Below are 16585 nucleotides of genomic sequence, written 5' to 3'. Positions count from 1 at the left end.
TCATCATATTCCCGTCGAAACCGGCCTACACCTTTGAAATCGAGAACAAAAATGTATAATATGAGAACATTCGCCCTATTCGCATGTATAATAATAGGTACATGCTGACAACCAAGAGAGCCAAACAGCGACCAAAAATCCGATCACAGCCATGTTGGTTTAGGCCTTATTGCTATTTCGTTGCAAAGTTACAAAATATTTTTCCCGAATCCAAATTTCAGCAGGGTAGAAAGGGGTATAGAAAGGAGGGTAGACTTCAGTCGGGGCCTACGCGCATCGCCCTAACTGCTTTTCAGCACCGGTTGACAGCGCACTCTCAACGAGGTGGTTCACCTGTACACCTATCTTATATATAGGCATGTACGTACTGAGGAACAGCAATGATATCCAGACAGTTACACCATCGACATCTCGCGGGTGAGGATACTCTCCAACTGCTCTGCCGAGAGGCGCAGCTGAAATTCGCCTTTCACGGCGACGCTGATGCGACCGGTCTCCTCACTGACGACGATGGCCACGGCATCACTGTCCTGCGATATTCCCATGGCTGCGCGGTGACGCAGACCCAACTCCTTCGGTATGTCGGTTTTATGGCTCACGGGGAGGATACATCCCGCGGCACGGATGCGCTTGTTCGATATTACCATGGCACCGTCGTGGAGCGGTGAGTTCTTGAAGAAGATATTCTCTATCAGCCGCTGGTTGATTTTCGCGTCAATGACGTCGCCGGTATCGACGATATCGTCGAGGGGCGTCGACCGCTCTATGACGATAAGGGCGCCCACCTTGCCACGCGCCATATTCATGCAAGCCATGACTATCGGCATTATCGATTCCTTGTCGGCCTCCTGCTCCGTCGACCCGCGGAACCAGCGGATGAGGTTCTTGGCCTTCTGATGGGCTCCGAGGTTATAAAGGAAATGGCGGATTTCCTCCTGAAAGAGGACGATAAGGCCGATGACACCCACCGAGACGAGCTTGTCGAGGATACTGCCGAGAAGTTTCATCTCGAGCACCTGACTGACGAAAAGCCACACAAGCACGAAAACGAGGATGCCGTAGAAGACGTTGAGCGACCGGCTCTCGCGCATCAGACGGTATATATAGAATAACATCAGTGCCACCGACACGATGTCAATGATATCCTTTATGCCAAACTCGAAAAACATCTTCTATTTATAACAGTTTACTAACTTTACCACTTCTACAGCCTCCCTGACATCATGGACACGAAGAATAGAAGCTCCGTTAATCAATGCCAGTGTGTCCACGACCGTTGTTCCGTTGAGAGCCTCATCAGCACTGGTGCCGAGGGTCTTCCATATCAGGCGCTTACGCGACAATCCGGCAAGGATGGGGAGTCCGAAGACGGTCAGCTTCTGCTGTTCGCGGAGGATGTCGAAGTTAGCCTGCATCGTCTTGCCGAATCCGTAACCGGGGTCGAGGATGATGTCCTTGACACCGAGGTCGCAGAGCTGCTGCACCTCCCGACTGAACCCCATGACCATATCGTGGAGATTGCCCTGCACCGACATGAGTATATAGGGCACCTTCAGCTGTCCCATCATGCGGAAAATGGCGGGGTAATTCTTGAACTTCTCGTCGCCTAAGACGTCGTATTTTTCCTCCAACGGCTTGTCGACGATACCCGTGATACCACCTTCCGACACGTCGTTGATGATGTCGGCACCATACTCCTCAACAACCATCTTAGCCACATCCGGACGATAAGTGTCGACCGAGACCACCGCGTCGGGCTGCTCACGGCGCACTATCGGCAAGGCGAACCTCAGCCGCCGCATCTCTTCCTCCTCGCTAACCTCCTGAGCACCAGGACGTGTCGAGAATGCGCCGACATCAATTATGCCACCGCCCTCACTGATAATCTGGTTCGCACGGTCGGCAATCTCAGCCTCTGTCTGTTTCCTGCTGCCGGCAAAAAAGCTGTCGGGAGTGCAGTTCAATATACCCATCACGACGGGTGTCGCAAGCGACAGCAACCGCCCATGAACATTTATAGTGTACGACTCTTCTGTATTCATAATTGCAAAGTTACCACAAAAAACCGACTTACCGACGGAATTAATGATTTTTATTGCTAAAAGATGGTGGTCCCTGACTAACTTTCACACCCCTACACTATTTCTTTACTCCTACAATACTTGATTTTGCGGAGTACGAATTGTCGAAGTCAAATTCTCTATCCGTCTTTTTACCATAACTGAAAGTGTATGTCAGATTAACAGCAAACGTACGCCCTGTTGCAAGAATGTTTCTCGAAGAACTATAATTATTCGAATTAATCCTATCCCAACTTTTACTTTTATCGTTTAGAATGTTTTCTGCTGTAAATTCGAGAAACATATTACCATTTCCATACGTAAATTGTGCATTGACGCGACCCTGTTTCCACGTTTTTTCCATTCCTGCCATATCAACATCTTTGTATGGTCCATCATACCACACCTTAATACGACAATTGCCTATAGTGTAATCCGCATCTGCAGAAAAAGACAGATAGTTGAAATTTGTCGCATATTCTCCTCTTGTCTTTGTATAATACCATTCCGGCGTGGCACTGATTGAAAGATCATCATTAAACAAATCAAGTGAAATTTCATAATTTGCCCGCAGATGATCAACAGGCATCGCGTTAGTATAAGCCACGGCAATTCCTCCGTAATCATTGCTCTGACTCATATATAATGGAACTATGCTATTGGTTGTTCTTGTATATCCTAAGCCGAAATTCATAGACAACCAGTCCTTTGGCAACCAAGTCGTATAAAGATAATTATCCAAGGAAGTCAGATTCTTCAATGTTGGGTTTCCTTCAGCCCATATTAGTTCAGACTGCTTAATTATCACATCTGATGATTGATCGGCTCCTGGTCCTTCTGAGTAGAATTGCGAATTGAAGCCACATGACAATTTCTTGTCTGGATTCCAATAGGCTGACGCATTGACCGTAGGCCGAAAGAAACAATCACTACGTTCATTCCCTACTTTCCAATATGAAAGATAGCCACCAGGTGCAAGAGACAATTGGAGATTGTAACTGGGTTGCCAAAATGCCTTAACATTGAATTTGCTCTCCCCACGTCTTTGATTTGCATGAGCTAATGATGTACCACTATATTGTGAAGAATACCAGTCCATTGCCGTTGAAAGAGTCATAGCAAAAGTCCAGTTCTTTGATGCAAGATAATAGGGGTTAACCACCGCCTTAACTGAGTTTACATTCTCTGTAGTATGGTTATAAAATTCTTCTTTGCCTCCTAAAACTGTTAATTGACGACGCATGATTTCGTGAAAATGCATATGACCAATGTCCAGTCGCTGACCATTTATTAGAGAATGATGCATAGTATTCACCCGAAATTTGTGGTGTAACACTTCTATCTTTACTGGTTCCGTAAGCTGATGGAGAAGCAAATACCGCTGGCGTCCATGTATTTATACTATTACTACCACTTCCAGGATTACTCTTCCAATTAAGAGCTAATGTATGTGTGGCACGGAATCGTTCCGTCTGATACCTTGCGTTTACTACTGAAGAAAAAGCATCTTCCTTACTCCAGCTATGTTCATCTGTAATCCTGTTAATATTATCATAATGGACATTGTTGTAAAATAAGTTTGAGTAGGTTTCTGAACCTGACGTATTTGTTCGGTGGTCACGAAAAAAATTACCATTTAACAAGACTCCATACGTCATTTTTTTGTAAACGGCTTTAGACGATACACTATTATTACCGAAGTCGGGTATCTTTTGATAGAGGTTAATTTTAGTTACACCTCCCAGAATATACTTTGTAGTTACAAGATTTACAGCAGCTCTCGCACCTTCAAAAGCAGGATCAGAAGAATCCTCGAAATATTCCACTCTGCGCACTTCCTTAGGCCAGAATGTAGACAAATCGACATTGTTAGCCTTTACACCATTAATAAATATAGTAATATCTTCACCATTCCGTCCTTTTAGAGCCCCATTGACCTTCCTAATAACAGGAAGATGCATATTCTTTAGCAAACTTTCCGGACTGTTTGACAGATTTTTCTCGTGGCGGGTCGGAACAAAAACAATCTTATTACCATCAACCCATGATCTCGAATTTCTTACCACAACTTCGTCTAACCGCTGTACTTTTATACTGTCATCAGCTATAAGATGCAAAGAACAAAAGACAAAAACCAATATTAAAACAAATCTACAACGAAATCGTGCCATAAAGTCTATAAGTTAAGGATATAATGCTCAAAGATATCTAATACAATATTGTCTTTATCATAAGAATTATAGTTGAAAGCACAACCATTAATATCTAATGTCTCATAAGCTTTTTGCTTACAACCGCCCCCACATATTGGTGCTAGTCTACATGTCCAGCAAATTCCTTTTGAAAACTTAATCGAGTTTCGAAGTTCAACGACATCTTTCCTATAATCTATTACTCCTATACTATTTAGACGACCAATAGAATTTTCTTTTACAAAATCCCTTGCTGTACATCCATAAACCATTCCATCATAATTAATTAAGACATAATTCCTCTTGTCAGCATAGCATGAACAACTTACATCATGAAGAATATAATTATCCAAGACTACAAACCCTTTTTTCTTGAATAATAAACGAATCGACTTGACCCTCATATTTATTTCATCGAATTTGTTCATTGAATCTTGCCAGACCCTTTGAAAATCAAATCTAATAAATTCTTTGTAATGTTTTGGTAAATCTTCAAAACTACATAATATTCTACTTAAACTTCCAAAATTTTGAACAGTATAATTTATTCTATTGCTGTCCCGGTAAAACCCAGATTCCGTGATTTTAGCTCTCGGAAACCCAGTAAATACGGCACATGATACTCATTTCTGAAAAGTAACCCCTATAGGTCATCAAAGAGGCTTAATTGTATATATTTCTGATTGTAAGCCAAAGCCTGCTTTCGCTGGGCCTCCTTGAGATCACGCCAAGCACGTAAGGGGTCTACGACCATGGCTACAATGTCAATATAGGAGAACATTGTAAGCCGGATAGCGCATACGAGATTGGAAAACGACATCTTATCTTTTGCCTTTCTGGAGATAACCCTTGTCAAGAGATAAGCTATCATAACCGACCAAATCTGTATTTCTATGGCATTAACGCTGTCTCCCAGGAAATACTTCAAGGGGAAGTTCTGCTTGAGACGTTTAAACAGACACTCTATAGCCCAACGCCGTCTATATATTTCACCGATTTCACTTGCTGACAAACTGAAATTATTGGTAATGAACGCAATAGTCCCTTTCTTATCATCGGTTTTCTTTACGACGCGTCTGAGAACTAACGTTCCCGTCTCAGTTTGTTTCACTGTAGGACGTTTCTTTGGCTTCCTGCCTCGTCTGTGTTTCATTTCCCCCTCGGTCAGCTCTCTTTCCGTAGTATGACGATAGACGACTGATATTTTCTGGTCGGATACAATGTCATCATCGCTACTTCATGCTATATTCTCTATCACAGTAAAGCTCATTTTGTCCTTTTGTCTGGTGACAAAGAAGATGTCATGGTCTGTGAATTGCTTCCACATCCAGTAATCTACATAACCCATGTCAAACGCAGTGAATGATCCAGATGGGAGCGACAAGATACTGCTCATTCTACTGTGATCGTGTATGGCAGCGGCGGAGTAATCTACAAAAGACGGAAGCACACATGAGACCTCTAACAGCGTATGAGCCTTTATTCCGCCCTTTTTCTTGCTATTTTTAGGAGTCCGTCCAACACCCTTAAGTATCTGAGAGAAAAGGCTTATCGTGGTCGAGTCAAGGATGTATAACCCCTTCTGAAGAGCCTTGGAGGACTTGCTGTCCGATAAAAAGGACGAATATCGCTCGTATAGGGCCTTGTAAACATCACCAAAAAACTGGCTTGTCCGCTTCTTGTTTGCGTCAGACAGAGTGCTGCGTCTCACCAAATAGGAGATGCCCAGGTGATTCAGGCGGGTTACGTTGGCCTCAAAACCCTCTACAACTTGCCTGATAGACTTGGCACCGCTCAATGCCGCATATATCATCACTACAAGATGCGTAAAGGCATCGAAGCTCTTCACGTACCTGTTGACTTTTGTAGTTGTGGCTAACTCGTTCACTTTATCTCGGTTTATCAACTTTATTATCTGACTTAGTACTGGATGTCCGGAAAAATTAATATCTTTGCTCATGGTTACCATCGTTTTTGTTTAGCAACACAAAGATAGTAACTTTGGGGAAGAATCCAGCGGGATTTATTCCCCTTTTTTCAGCTTTTGATTTTTTTGTTTACCGGACAACAATAATTTTGCGTATAATTTATGGAAGATTTTTGTTTCCTTGAAATAATTTATCTACCTTTGTAGAAATAAAATAAGAGAATGGAAAATCATGTCTTAAATAGAATCAAGGTCGTTTTGTGTGAGAAGAACAAAACCGCCAAATGGTTAGCCAAGGAGTTAGGTAAAGACCCAACGACAATAAGTAAGTGGTGTACAAACCAATCTCAGCCTTCTATCGAAATTTTAATAAAAATTTCTGAGCTTCTTAATGTTGACTACACTGAACTTATAAGGGTTGAAGGAAAATAAAATGAGTCAGAATTATAATGTAATAGATCTTTTTTGTGGATGTGGAGGTCTTTCACTAGGCTTTGAGAATGCAGGATACAATATTCTGTTAGGAATTGACATGTGGGAAGATGCCTTGGTAACTTATAGACACAATCACAAAAACGGCAAGACTCTTTGCGCAGACCTTTCAAAGCTTTCGCCAGAAAAAGTCGAACAACAGATAGCTAGCCAAAGAGTTGATGTTATTATTGGAGGTCCTCCTTGCCAAGGATTTTCAATAGCCGGCAAGCGCATTGTCGATGATGAACGCAACCGCTTGTATAAGGCGTTTGTAAGAATGGTCTCATACTTCAAACCAAAAGCATTTGTTTTGGAGAATGTACCAAACATCCTCTCTATTGGAGGTGGCGTAGTTCGTGATTCCATCGTAAACGATTTTACGGAGTTAGGTTATAAAGTGACTTACAAGGTACTCCTTGCGTCCGATTATGGTGTTCCTCAAAACCGTAGAAGAGCGATTTTTGTGGGTATGCTTAATGAGAAGACCTTCGAATTTCCTGCTCCCACCGTAAGTACTCCGGTCACTTGCAAAGAGGCTATTTCTGATTTGCCGGAGAACAGCATTGAAGATGGAGGTGATTATCCATGTCCACCTCTAAGTGATTATCAAGCACTTATGAGAAAAGGATGTGACAAGGTCTATAATCATGAGATAACAAATCATGATGAAAGAACAAAGCAAATTATCGCAATGGTGCCTGATGGAGGCAATTACAAAGATTTACCTCTAGAACTTCAGCAAACAAGAAAGGTACATATCGCATGGACACGTATGAATAGCAATAAGCCAAGTATGACGATAGACACTGGCCATTTTCATCATTTCCATTACAAGTACAATCGTGTACCTTCCGCTCGAGAAAGCGCAAGACTGCAATCGTTTCCTGATTCATTTGTATTTATTGGAAATAAAACAAGCAAATTGAAACAAATCGGGAATGCAGTTCCACCTCTGTTAGCACAGGTAATAGCAACGGCATTAAAAAAACAGTTAAAATAAAAGAATATGTATAATCCAACACACCAATATAGGTGCACCATAATACGTGGTAAAAGCCAAACAGATATGGAAGATCTTCTTCCATTGTATGCGAACATGGTGCACAAATATTGCCCTTGTGAAGAAGATCAATTTAAGAAATCATGCTGCAAGGTGTTATCAAAAGCATTATTCGAAACGGAAGCTTTTGATCTGCTCCCTGAGAACAATCAAAAGACAGTTTTGAATCACCTTACAGAAATAGCAGGAACGTTACTAGGACTTTACTATCCATATTATGATTATGTGACAGAAAAGACCTATATTAACGAGTCCGATTCTTGTAAGTACCTCATAGAGAATGATGATTATCCGACATTCTTCAAGAATCTATGTCTGAACTTTCAGTTCCCAAATGGTGCCAAATGGTTTCAGTATATTCAAGATGACATACGGAACCATGTACACATTAAGCCTTTCTGCTATGTAGTTGAGCTTCTATATTATGCGCAGAGTCAGCCCGAGAAGGAATTGTTAACCAAGCAGGAAATTGGTTACTATGTGCTTAACAATCTCGATGTGCTACAAGGGCGAATACCTTGCAGTGTCGTTTATGACCAGATTATGTCAGATCGCAGGAATAAAGTCAAGCGAGAAAAACTGTCTGGCTCAAGAGACTGGCAACATATCAAAGAGCAATTTAATCTGTTGGAATTAGCTAATGTCGTAGAGACTGATAAAACATATATTTGGCTAAACAAAGAAGAGACGGAAACTGTTGCTTGTTTCATCAAGCATAAGGATGACTTTATCTTCGACCCATATAAGTACAGTTTGAAAACGATCGCGGAGCAAAAAATCTATCTTGAGGATTGGAAAACTGCTTATGGGAAGTTTAATCGTGAGCTTCTAAATGTTCATACAAAATTCAGAGATGATATTATAATAGTAGGCAGGGAAGATCAAAAGGCTCATTCCGGAGCGACAAAATCGTCCGTTGATCTTGGAGATGAAGGTGAAGCATTAGTATTCCGTATAGAGCAAGAACGAGTACGCAACTATAGAGAGCGTCTTGTTAATAAGGTTCTATTGCTGGGAAAGACCAAAGGCTTGGGATATGACATCTCTTCTATCGAGGCGGATGAAAATCCTAATCGGCCTGAATTTGCAAGATATATAGAGGTAAAGGCTACAAAACGCGTAACAGAGCCATCTTTTGATTCTCCAACTTGGATGGATTCTATAAACATCACTGCAAAAGAGTGGGTAGCAGCAGAACAATATGGTGATTATTATAACATATATAGGGTCTATTTTACAAAGACCAAGACGTTTGTTGTGAGAATTCAAAACCCATATAAGAAAGCGGAAGAGGGGCAGATAGAAGTCTATCCTACCATTTATCAAATGAATTTTGATGCTTCTGTAATTGAAAAAAGATATGCCGAATAAACATATGAATGTTGCGTCCTTGTTTTGTGGGTGTGGTGGCTCTGATCTTGGAATGGTCGGCGGTTTTGAGTATTTGGGGGAAAAATACGAAAAATTGCCGTTTGAAATCGTCTATGCTGCAGATTTTGACAAATGGGCAGTAGAGACATATAATAAAAATTTCAAGCATAAAGCCGTGTGCGCAGATGTGACCCAGGTGGATTTTGAAAAGACTCCTGATGTTGACATAATGATTGGAGGATTTCCCTGCCAGTCTTTTAGTACAGTGAATCCCACAAAGGATACAAACGATGACCGGGCAAACCTTTACAAACAGATAGTACGCTTCTTGCAGATTAAACAACCCAAATATTTTATATGTGAAAATGTCAAGGGGTTGATGACTTTGCAAGGTGGGAGCATAGTCAATAAAATTATAGGAGAATTTTGCCAGTGTGGTTACAGAGTGCAGTTCAGACTTCTAAAGGCTGTAGAATTTGGCATTCCGCAACGAAGAGAACGTGTCATCATTGTGGGCATTCGCAATGACTTAGTTTACAATTATGAGTTTCCGACACCCATTTGTACTGAGGAGAATGGGACACCGCTTAGTGCAGTTATAGACAAACTGGCTATTGATGACAAAAAATATTATTTCTCACAGAAAGCTGTTGAAGGAGTCAAGAAGGCCAAAAAGAACATGAAGAGAGGGCTTTGGCAAGACTTGTCAAAACCTTGTCTGACCATAACTGCGCATTTGGCTAAAACAAGTATGAATTCAAGAGACCCCATCCTTCTTGTAGATCCTGATAAAGAATTGTATCGACGCTTTACTCCTCGTGAAGCCGCAAGGATTCAGTCATTTCCGGATAATTTTTTGCTGAATGATTCTGAGCCGAAATCATACAAGCAAATAGGAAATGCTGTACCTCCAGTCTTTATGTGGTATGTTGCTAAGCAATTAGAGAAGGCAATAGTCGCACAAGGAGAACTTAGCGAAGCTGATATAAAGGATTTCATGGATAAGAATCCTGAAAGTTCTTTTTGCCCAGTAAAGGAAAAAAAGCATACCCAGAGGTATAAACAATTAGATTTGTTCGAGCTTTTCGATATGTATAAAGATAGTGAAATCGTTAACAATTCCGTTGTTGAGGAGCCATTTAATGATACATACGGCAAAGCTTCATATGAGCATGAAAATGCAGTTTTAAACAAAAATGTTCTTATATCTTTGGTTAAGAATGATAATGTTGATCAATACAGCAACCATAGTGCGAAAATCTATTATACAGGGAGAAGATTCCCTGCTACAATCGCACTTAACAAGTTGTATTATTTTATGCCATATATAAAAGGAAAGGGCATTAAGGATCTATACCTCATAAAAGTGGCTCGGCTTGGAAATAGGAAAGAGGGTCAAATGGGAGAAAATCCGAATGATATACGATTGGTATTTGAGATTGAGTTTGTAAAGCCTTTGTACTCTGATTATCAAATGATAGATTTAGAGATATGGCATACTTTTACCGACACAACCATTATAGATTTGGATCGGAAACTCAAGCATATAGACATGAAACATGTCGGATAATTTAACCACATTGCAACGACACAAGAACATGGCTGCTATCCACTCCAAGGGTACGAAGCCAGAAGTTCTTGTGCGTAAATACCTTTGGAAAAATGGGTTTCGATACCGTCTTAATAGTTCACGGTTGCCGGGCCATCCTGATATTGTGCTCCGCAAATATCGAACCTGCATCTTTATAAATGGATGCTTCTGGCACGGTCATAATGATTGCAAGTATTTCAGACTTCCAAAATCAAACGTAGAGTTTTGGAGGCAGAAGATAAAGCGCAATGTTGAACGTGATAAGGAAGAACAGCAACTACTTGCAAAAATGGGCTGGCATTGTATCACTATTTGGGAATGTAAATTAAAGCCAAGAGAACGCGATAAGACCTTGGAGTCTTTGACCTACACTCTAAATCACATTTACCTTCAAGACCATACGGTAAAATATGAAAGGCCAGAAGTGGAAAACGATACTTCTATTGCAGCTGAACCAAATGAGTTCTATAATAAGCAAGTCTTCACTAACAATAAAGAGTAAAAGTTAATGTGTAATAATTGTAAAGATAAGGAGTTCTCTGTCGGAGAAGTTTCCAAAAGAATAGAATCTGCACTAACTGTAGAAACGGATTCGAGTACATTACAGCGAATAATGAATTTGTGCTATTCACGGTTGTATGTTCTTGGGCCTTTATTTCCTGATATTAAAGAAATTTGTGATTGCCTATTCTTAACCCAAGTTTGACGCTCTAATGTTTTTTTTCAGAATTTTTTCCAGTGTTTATAGGGGTTTGCGTGGTCAAACTGCTCAAAATCGCAATGTAGAACACAGCAATGTCGTAGGGATTGCTTATCTTTGCGGCATGAATTTTACGTCCCAAATACGTTACAACCCACAGACGTGTAAAGACGAGAAGTATTACCGTCTGAAGGAGTCCTATCGCGATGCCAGCGGTAGGGTATGTACTTTGATATTGCTCAATGTCGGGTTTATACATGACCTATCCCCAGAGCAGATAAGAGATGTTGCGCGTGGACTGACGTATCTGTACAATCACCAGAAGGATGTCCAACTTTGGGATGAGAAACTGCAAGGTTACTCGGAAGTGGTTCGTGACAGAGTGCATGCGTACTGGGCCAGACTTGTCGAGGAGGAAAAACTTGATATTGTGGGCAACGCCTACGAGAGAAGCAAGTCCAAGGCCAGGAAACGGATAGATGTTGACACTATGAGGCATACAGACGCAAGGGAAGTCGGCTGCGAATGGCTATGCCTGCAAACGATTCGTAAACTTGGTCTGGATACATTTCTCCGTTCTTTGGGATGGTCTGAGGACAAGGTGAAGGTCACTTTGGCCCATCTTATTACGAGGGCGGCCTATACTCCGTCCGAATTAAAGTCAATATCCATTATAAAAGAGAACTCTGCAGTGTGCGAACTCCTTGACCTTCCTATGGCCAAAATAACTCCAAGGAGGATATATCGAGTTGCCGATGACCTTTATTCCATAAAGGATAAGCTTGAGAAGTATCTTTGCCACAAGACCGACGACCTCTTCAAACCGACCAACCGCATTATGCTCTTCGATCTCACCAACTTTTATTTTGAGGGACGCAAGACCGGCAGCAAGAAGGCTGCCTTTGGCCGTTCAAAGGAGAAACGCAGCGACTGCAAGCTGCTTGTCCTCGCGCTATGCATCAATACTGACGGCTTCATACGTTACAGTGCGGTACTGGAAGGCAATACCGCCGATCCAAAGTCACTTCCCAACATGGTGGACGAGCTTATTGCTGAGAATCCGGCCAAATGTCCCGATAACGAGGGAGTGCTTGTAGTCATTGACGCAGGTATCTCAACTGAAGATAACCTCAAGACTATAAGGGACAAAGGATACAACTATCTTTGTGTATCCCGCAAAGCTCTTACCGAATACACCACCCCCGAGAATGCTCCCAAAGTCACAGTTTGCGATTGCTTGAAGCGCGAGATAACGCTTCAACGCGTAACAACGGCCAAGAATGACGACTGTTACCTCAAAATAGACTCTCCTGCAAAAGCGTTGAAGGAAGAATCCATGAACCGCAAATTCCGTGAGCGTTTTGAGGAAGGGTTGAAAAAAATCAGAAAGAGTACCCAATCAAAACACGGGATAAAAAACTACGGCAAGGTACAAAACAGGATCGGTGCCCTGCAAGGAAAATATCCCTCTATAAGCCGATATTACAATATAAAAGTTGAGGATGACGGACACGACAAAGTCGCTTCTATGACATGGGAGGTCAACATCCCGGACAAGGTGGAATACGGAACATACTTCCTCAGAACCAATGTGAAGAAATTAGATGAGGAAACGACCTGGAACTACTATAATCTTATACGTGAAATAGAATGCTCCAACCGGCAGCTCAAAACCGACCTCAGCCTCAGGCCCATATACCACCAGACTGACAATAGGGCAGACGCACACCTTTTCTTAGGGCTGCTGGCTTACTGGATAGTAAACACCGTGCGCCATCAGATGAAGGTTGCCCGGCGAAAGCAAGGCAAGGATGAGCATGGGCGGGAGCGTTCGACACCGTACTGGTCGGAGATCATGCGGATCATGAAGACTCAAAAAGCAGTTACTACCACAGCAGTAAATGCGCTTGGAGAGGCTGTCGAGACCAGACTGTGCAGTGTGCCTACAGATAGTGCAGCTGAAATCTACGAGTTGTTGAAAATCAGTAAAGTGCCATTTAAAAAAATAAAAATCTGTAGAACACAGTAGGACTTTTTAAAAACACTAAATTGCTGATACAGAACAACTAAGCAAAATACGATGTCAAAGTTGGGTTAAAGAAATATATGGCAGCAATGACTCTAACCAATTTTCTGTTCGAGTCTATGATAAAACTAACTTTAGTTTTCAAAGAAGGAGGAGGTAGGACGTTAGACGATGGTTACCAGTTTGAAGACATTCATAAAGATGGATTAGATAAGTACACGAAACTCGGAAGTTACAAAATCTTGGACAAAAATATTAAGACTCTCAAGGATATTAAGGAATAGAACCATCAATGAAGAACTCGCTGCCTGAAAAATGGCAGATTTCATTCGTACAGGTCGAAAGAATTCAGCCCACAAGGGCGAGTATTACGGACGCGCAGTCGACGAGGGAACCGTCACCGAGTACGACCTCGCCAAGGCTATCGAGGCTAAGTGTACCATTCACCGCGCCGACGTTGTAGCCGTCATCATCGCCCTCATCGACGAGATGACCCGCGCCCTCCAGTCGTCACAGCGCGTGAAGCTCAGCGGATTCGGAACCTTCAAGATGGGTATGTCGACCCGTCCGGCAAAGACCATTGAGAAGTTCACCGCCGACAACATCCGCAAGCTCCGCGTCCTCTTCCAGCCTGAGACTAAGGTTGCTCAAGACGGCTCCCGGACCCGCACCATGATCACCGGTGCCCGCGTCAAGGAGTGGGGCGGCTCCGCGTCCGGCGAGCCAGCCACCGGCAGCTCCGGCAGCGGCTCAGGCAGCACCTCTTCCGGCGGCCAGTCAGGCACCACAGGCGACGGTGAGGGTGGACGCGAGGGCGTCTAATTCATTAGGGGCGGCGGTTCCCGAACCGCTGCCTCTCCCGAAGAATAGGAATTACTTATTCCTACAAGTTCACCCATCTCAATCAACTATTTCTAATGTACGGATTTCGACGAGCAAATTGCCGACTGCACACTCTGCCTTAGGCACATGGTGCTGACATTGGGACAGCGGTTCAACCAGTATAACACCATTACCAAAAAGGGAAAAAATCGTGACTTAGGCATGTCTGAATTGTTTGGTTCGTGATATTCGTGCAAAAGAAATCTCCATCGTCTTCTGCACAAACAACACAAAAAGTACGATTAGGCATATTTGCATATGGCAGAGAAGGCTGAATCGTGCACTGAAGCAACCGGCAATCACAAACTTTGATTGCGAAATATCCACATTCATAGCATGACCAAATACAAAAAATATGGCTAAAAACTTGCATTCGGGGGAAAAATTTATTATCTTTGCATTGAATTAAGACTCACTAAGACCATCCATGAAAGCCACAGGAACCAAGTTCACTTTTGATTAATCTCTTCACAAGAGGGATAATAATACGGGCAAAAGTAGCAGAAAGGACAACAACAAATACCATGAAGAAGACAGCTAACAATTCCCAACCAGAAAAAGCTGTTTCAGATGTAAACAACAATACGTTTGCCTTTCTAAAGCAAAGACTCCCAAAAAGAAAATCAGCGGCTTAAAGATTTCTCCAAGTCACTGATTTTTAGAGCGGACCAGCTATGGCTACGACATTGGTACTTCAGTTCGTTAGCCAAGTAATCGAATTTTAGTAATTTTTCATCCAACGGGAACAGTCACCTAATCAGAGCGGAGCGTCGCGACGATCAGCGGTCACGCTTCAATGAGAAGCTCTCGGCATCGAGTTTCATTGCACGCTCCACGTCGGCAGCATCGAAGGGCAGCGGGGCCCGACCGAGTTCGGGGACGTTGAAGCTCTTTAGGTTGTCGTCGTAGAATTCGGGATCGGCCTGTGGCAGTACGAAAGGCTTATGTGCCACCCCTTTGCTGTCGACATAGCAGAAGTAGGGCTTTCCATATTGTCCGTCGTCGCGTTTCGAGGCGAAGACAAACCACCGGCTGTTCGACGACCATGAGTGATAAGTGTCGCTCTTGTTGCTGTTTACGATGCCGAGCGAGTCGACCCGCCCGGTCGTAAGGTCCATCATCCGCAGGTCGCTCTCCTGATGCCAGATGGGGAAGGTGCCATAGTCGGCGACGGTGTAGAGAAGATAGCGGCCGTCGGGGGATATTTTCGGATGACAGACCGACAGCTTTTGTCTTCCGTCAGCATTCCTGTCGGCATTGACGAGGGTATCGACTTTATCGCCAATCGTTCCCTTTGCCTCATCGAAGGGGATGCGGAGGAGGCTGTATTGTAAGCCGCGGAGATTCTTAGAATACAGCCCCCGCTTATCGGCCGAGCAGTAGTAGATGAATTTTCCGTCGGGCGAGAATGTCGGGAACGTTTCCAACTTCGTGGTGTCGGCGAGCTGAGGGTCGAGGATGATGGTATGAGTCTTGAGATCGGCAACATATACATCGCTCTTGGTGTCGTACACCTCCAGCCGCTTGTCGGGACGCGCATGGAAGGCCGGAATGATGATATTGGTGGAGAAGACAACATAGCGCCCCGACGGCGAGAAACCATAATAGACGCTCGACGAGACCATCGAGTCGGTGGGTGTCGACGCCTTGAGGTTCAGTTTGCGCATGTGGCCATGGTCGTTGAGGATTGCTCCCCCACCCTTTCCTCTGACATACATCATCGAGAGCTGCGGGTCGCGGTTGGAGAATCCATGACAGTTCATGCACCGGTTCTCCTGGAGATGCCAGTCGGCAAGGGGTTTGGTATCGAAATTCGTTATGTTCCGCTGCTGAATCTGGAGGTGGTTCCACACCTCGTAGTCGGGTTCTATGAGACGGTAGGTGAGTATCGGGTCGATGGTGTCGGCGGCAACAGTCAACCGGAAAGTCTTGTAGGCTGTCCACTGACCGTCATTCTCGGCAAAAACCTTGACCGTCAAGTCCTTGCCGGCATTTCTCTCCATAATCTCATGCCACTGACCGTCATCGAAGACAACCTTACGGCCGTCGGCAGCTACGACCGTCTCGCCGTTGATGCTGACGCTGACCGCCTGGACATCGCCACGGAGCATGAAGTTGAGCGGTGCGATATTACGTGGTATTGTCACGTCGGTATAGTCGGGATATATTGGTGGCAGGGTATCCTTCTCCACCGCGTTCTCGACGTGTGGCGAGCAGGCCGCAAGGAGGATAAGGATGGTCAGGGCGACGACACCTTTTATATAATATAGAACATTCTTGTTCATCATTCTTCGATAGTTGA

General features: G+C 43.4%; 15 protein-coding genes. 7 read left to right on the top strand and 8 right to left on the bottom strand.

Annotation, left to right across the window (positions count from 1 at the left end; translation table 11 throughout):
• Nucleotides 1–395: 395 nt before the first annotated feature.
• From cdaA to LDN30_RS02785, 7 genes are all read right to left on the bottom strand, one after another.
• Nucleotides 396–1169: a diadenylate cyclase CdaA gene (gene cdaA / locus LDN30_RS02815; protein WP_223928679.1), complete on the bottom strand. Its 774-nt coding sequence runs from the start codon at nucleotides 1167–1169 to the stop codon at nucleotides 396–398.
• Between the two features lie 3 nt (nucleotides 1170–1172).
• Nucleotides 1173–2042, bottom strand: a complete 870-nt coding sequence (gene folP, locus LDN30_RS02810; protein ID WP_223928678.1) for a dihydropteroate synthase — start codon at nucleotides 2040–2042, stop codon at nucleotides 1173–1175.
• Between the two features lie 97 nt (nucleotides 2043–2139).
• Nucleotides 2140–3303, bottom strand: a complete 1164-nt coding sequence (locus tag LDN30_RS02805) for a hypothetical protein (RefSeq protein ID WP_223928677.1) — start codon at nucleotides 3301–3303, stop codon at nucleotides 2140–2142.
• Nucleotides 3257–4231 (bottom strand): hypothetical protein, encoded by a 975-nt coding sequence (locus LDN30_RS02800; RefSeq protein ID WP_223928676.1) that lies wholly within the window; start codon nucleotides 4229–4231, stop codon nucleotides 3257–3259. The genes LDN30_RS02805 and LDN30_RS02800 overlap by 47 nt, the downstream gene beginning before the upstream one ends.
• A 5-nt stretch (nucleotides 4232–4236) precedes the next feature.
• The gene (locus LDN30_RS02795) at nucleotides 4237–4680 is read right to left on the bottom strand and encodes an SPASM domain-containing protein (RefSeq protein WP_223925197.1); all 444 of its coding nucleotides are present in this window, start codon (nucleotides 4678–4680) and stop codon (nucleotides 4237–4239) included.
• Between the two features lie 215 nt (nucleotides 4681–4895).
• Nucleotides 4896–5405, bottom strand: coding sequence for a transposase (locus LDN30_RS02790; protein ID WP_223925195.1), 510 nt, complete (start codon nucleotides 5403–5405; stop codon nucleotides 4896–4898).
• An 84-nt stretch (nucleotides 5406–5489) separates the two neighbouring features.
• The gene (locus tag LDN30_RS02785; RefSeq protein WP_223925192.1) at nucleotides 5490–6212 is read right to left on the bottom strand and encodes a DUF4372 domain-containing protein; all 723 of its coding nucleotides are present in this window, start codon (nucleotides 6210–6212) and stop codon (nucleotides 5490–5492) included.
• Nucleotides 6213–6401: 189 nt separating this feature from the next.
• Here LDN30_RS02785 and LDN30_RS02780 point away from each other — a divergent pair, with 189 nt between their 5' ends.
• The 7 genes from LDN30_RS02780 (at nucleotide 6402) to LDN30_RS02750 (ending at nucleotide 14223) form a co-directional block, all read left to right on the top strand.
• On the top strand, nucleotides 6402–6611 hold the full coding sequence (locus tag LDN30_RS02780; protein WP_223925190.1) for a helix-turn-helix transcriptional regulator: 210 nt from the start codon (nucleotides 6402–6404) through the stop codon (nucleotides 6609–6611).
• A gap of 1 nt (nucleotide 6612) precedes the next feature.
• The gene (locus LDN30_RS02775) at nucleotides 6613–7653 is read left to right on the top strand and encodes a DNA cytosine methyltransferase (protein WP_223925188.1); all 1041 of its coding nucleotides are present in this window, start codon (nucleotides 6613–6615) and stop codon (nucleotides 7651–7653) included.
• Nucleotides 7654–7659: 6 nt separating this feature from the next.
• A complete protein-coding gene (locus LDN30_RS02770) occupies nucleotides 7660–9084 on the top strand; it encodes a protein NO VEIN domain-containing protein (protein ID WP_223925186.1) in 1425 nt (474 codons plus the stop codon).
• Nucleotides 9074–10654 (top strand): DNA cytosine methyltransferase, encoded by a 1581-nt coding sequence (locus LDN30_RS02765; RefSeq protein ID WP_223925184.1) that lies wholly within the window; start codon nucleotides 9074–9076, stop codon nucleotides 10652–10654. Before LDN30_RS02770 ends, LDN30_RS02765 begins: the two co-directional genes overlap by 11 nt.
• 28 nt (nucleotides 10655–10682) lie before the next feature.
• Nucleotides 10683–11177: a very short patch repair endonuclease gene (locus LDN30_RS02760; RefSeq protein WP_241864652.1), complete on the top strand. Its 495-nt coding sequence runs from the start codon at nucleotides 10683–10685 to the stop codon at nucleotides 11175–11177.
• Nucleotides 11178–11499: 322 nt separating this feature from the next.
• Nucleotides 11500–13404, top strand: coding sequence for an IS1634 family transposase (locus tag LDN30_RS02755; protein ID WP_223925324.1), 1905 nt, complete (start codon nucleotides 11500–11502; stop codon nucleotides 13402–13404).
• A 312-nt stretch (nucleotides 13405–13716) separates the two neighbouring features.
• Nucleotides 13717–14223 carry an HU family DNA-binding protein gene (locus LDN30_RS02750; RefSeq protein ID WP_223925178.1) on the top strand — a complete coding sequence of 169 codons (507 nt, stop codon included), beginning with the start codon at nucleotides 13717–13719 and terminating at the stop codon, nucleotides 14221–14223.
• An 839-nt stretch (nucleotides 14224–15062) separates the two neighbouring features.
• Here the strand turns inward: LDN30_RS02750 and LDN30_RS02745 are convergent.
• Nucleotides 15063–16571: a TolB family protein gene (locus LDN30_RS02745; RefSeq protein WP_223928675.1), complete on the bottom strand. Its 1509-nt coding sequence runs from the start codon at nucleotides 16569–16571 to the stop codon at nucleotides 15063–15065.
• Nucleotides 16572–16585 lie beyond the last annotated feature (14 nt).

This window comes from Prevotella lacticifex (assembly GCF_019973375.1).
GTDB lineage: Bacteria > Bacteroidota > Bacteroidia > Bacteroidales > Bacteroidaceae > Prevotella > Prevotella lacticifex.
Note: the sequence above shows the minus strand (reverse complement) of the source record. Positions and strands in the feature narration are given on the sequence as shown.

Bases quoted from the DNA above. Each gene is read 5' to 3' on its own strand.
- LDN30_RS02800 (WP_223928676.1), bottom strand. From the start codon at position 4,231: ATGGCACGATTTCGTTGTAGATTTGTTTTAATATTGGTTTTTGTCTTT.
- LDN30_RS02785 (WP_223925192.1), bottom strand. From the start codon at position 6,212: ATGAGCAAAGATATTAATTTTTCCGGACATCCAGTACTAAGTCAGATA.
- folP (WP_223928678.1), bottom strand. From the start codon at position 2,042: ATGAATACAGAAGAGTCGTACACTATAAATGTTCATGGGCGGTTGCTG.
- LDN30_RS02760 (WP_241864652.1), top strand. From the start codon at position 10,683: ATGGCTGCTATCCACTCCAAGGGTACGAAGCCAGAAGTTCTTGTGCGT.
- cdaA (WP_223928679.1), bottom strand. From the start codon at position 1,169: ATGTTTTTCGAGTTTGGCATAAAGGATATCATTGACATCGTGTCGGTG.
- LDN30_RS02750 (WP_223925178.1), top strand. From the start codon at position 13,717: ATGGCAGATTTCATTCGTACAGGTCGAAAGAATTCAGCCCACAAGGGC.
- LDN30_RS02775 (WP_223925188.1), top strand. From the start codon at position 6,613: ATGAGTCAGAATTATAATGTAATAGATCTTTTTTGTGGATGTGGAGGT.
- LDN30_RS02755 (WP_223925324.1), top strand. From the start codon at position 11,500: ATGAATTTTACGTCCCAAATACGTTACAACCCACAGACGTGTAAAGAC.
- LDN30_RS02805 (WP_223928677.1), bottom strand. From the start codon at position 3,303: ATGCGTCGTCAATTAACAGTTTTAGGAGGCAAAGAAGAATTTTATAAC.
- LDN30_RS02745 (WP_223928675.1), bottom strand. From the start codon at position 16,571: ATGATGAACAAGAATGTTCTATATTATATAAAAGGTGTCGTCGCCCTG.
- LDN30_RS02795 (WP_223925197.1), bottom strand. From the start codon at position 4,680: ATGAACAAATTCGATGAAATAAATATGAGGGTCAAGTCGATTCGTTTA.
- LDN30_RS02765 (WP_223925184.1), top strand. From the start codon at position 9,074: ATGCCGAATAAACATATGAATGTTGCGTCCTTGTTTTGTGGGTGTGGT.
- LDN30_RS02770 (WP_223925186.1), top strand. From the start codon at position 7,660: ATGTATAATCCAACACACCAATATAGGTGCACCATAATACGTGGTAAA.
- LDN30_RS02790 (WP_223925195.1), bottom strand. From the start codon at position 5,405: ATGAAACACAGACGAGGCAGGAAGCCAAAGAAACGTCCTACAGTGAAA.
- LDN30_RS02780 (WP_223925190.1), top strand. From the start codon at position 6,402: ATGGAAAATCATGTCTTAAATAGAATCAAGGTCGTTTTGTGTGAGAAG.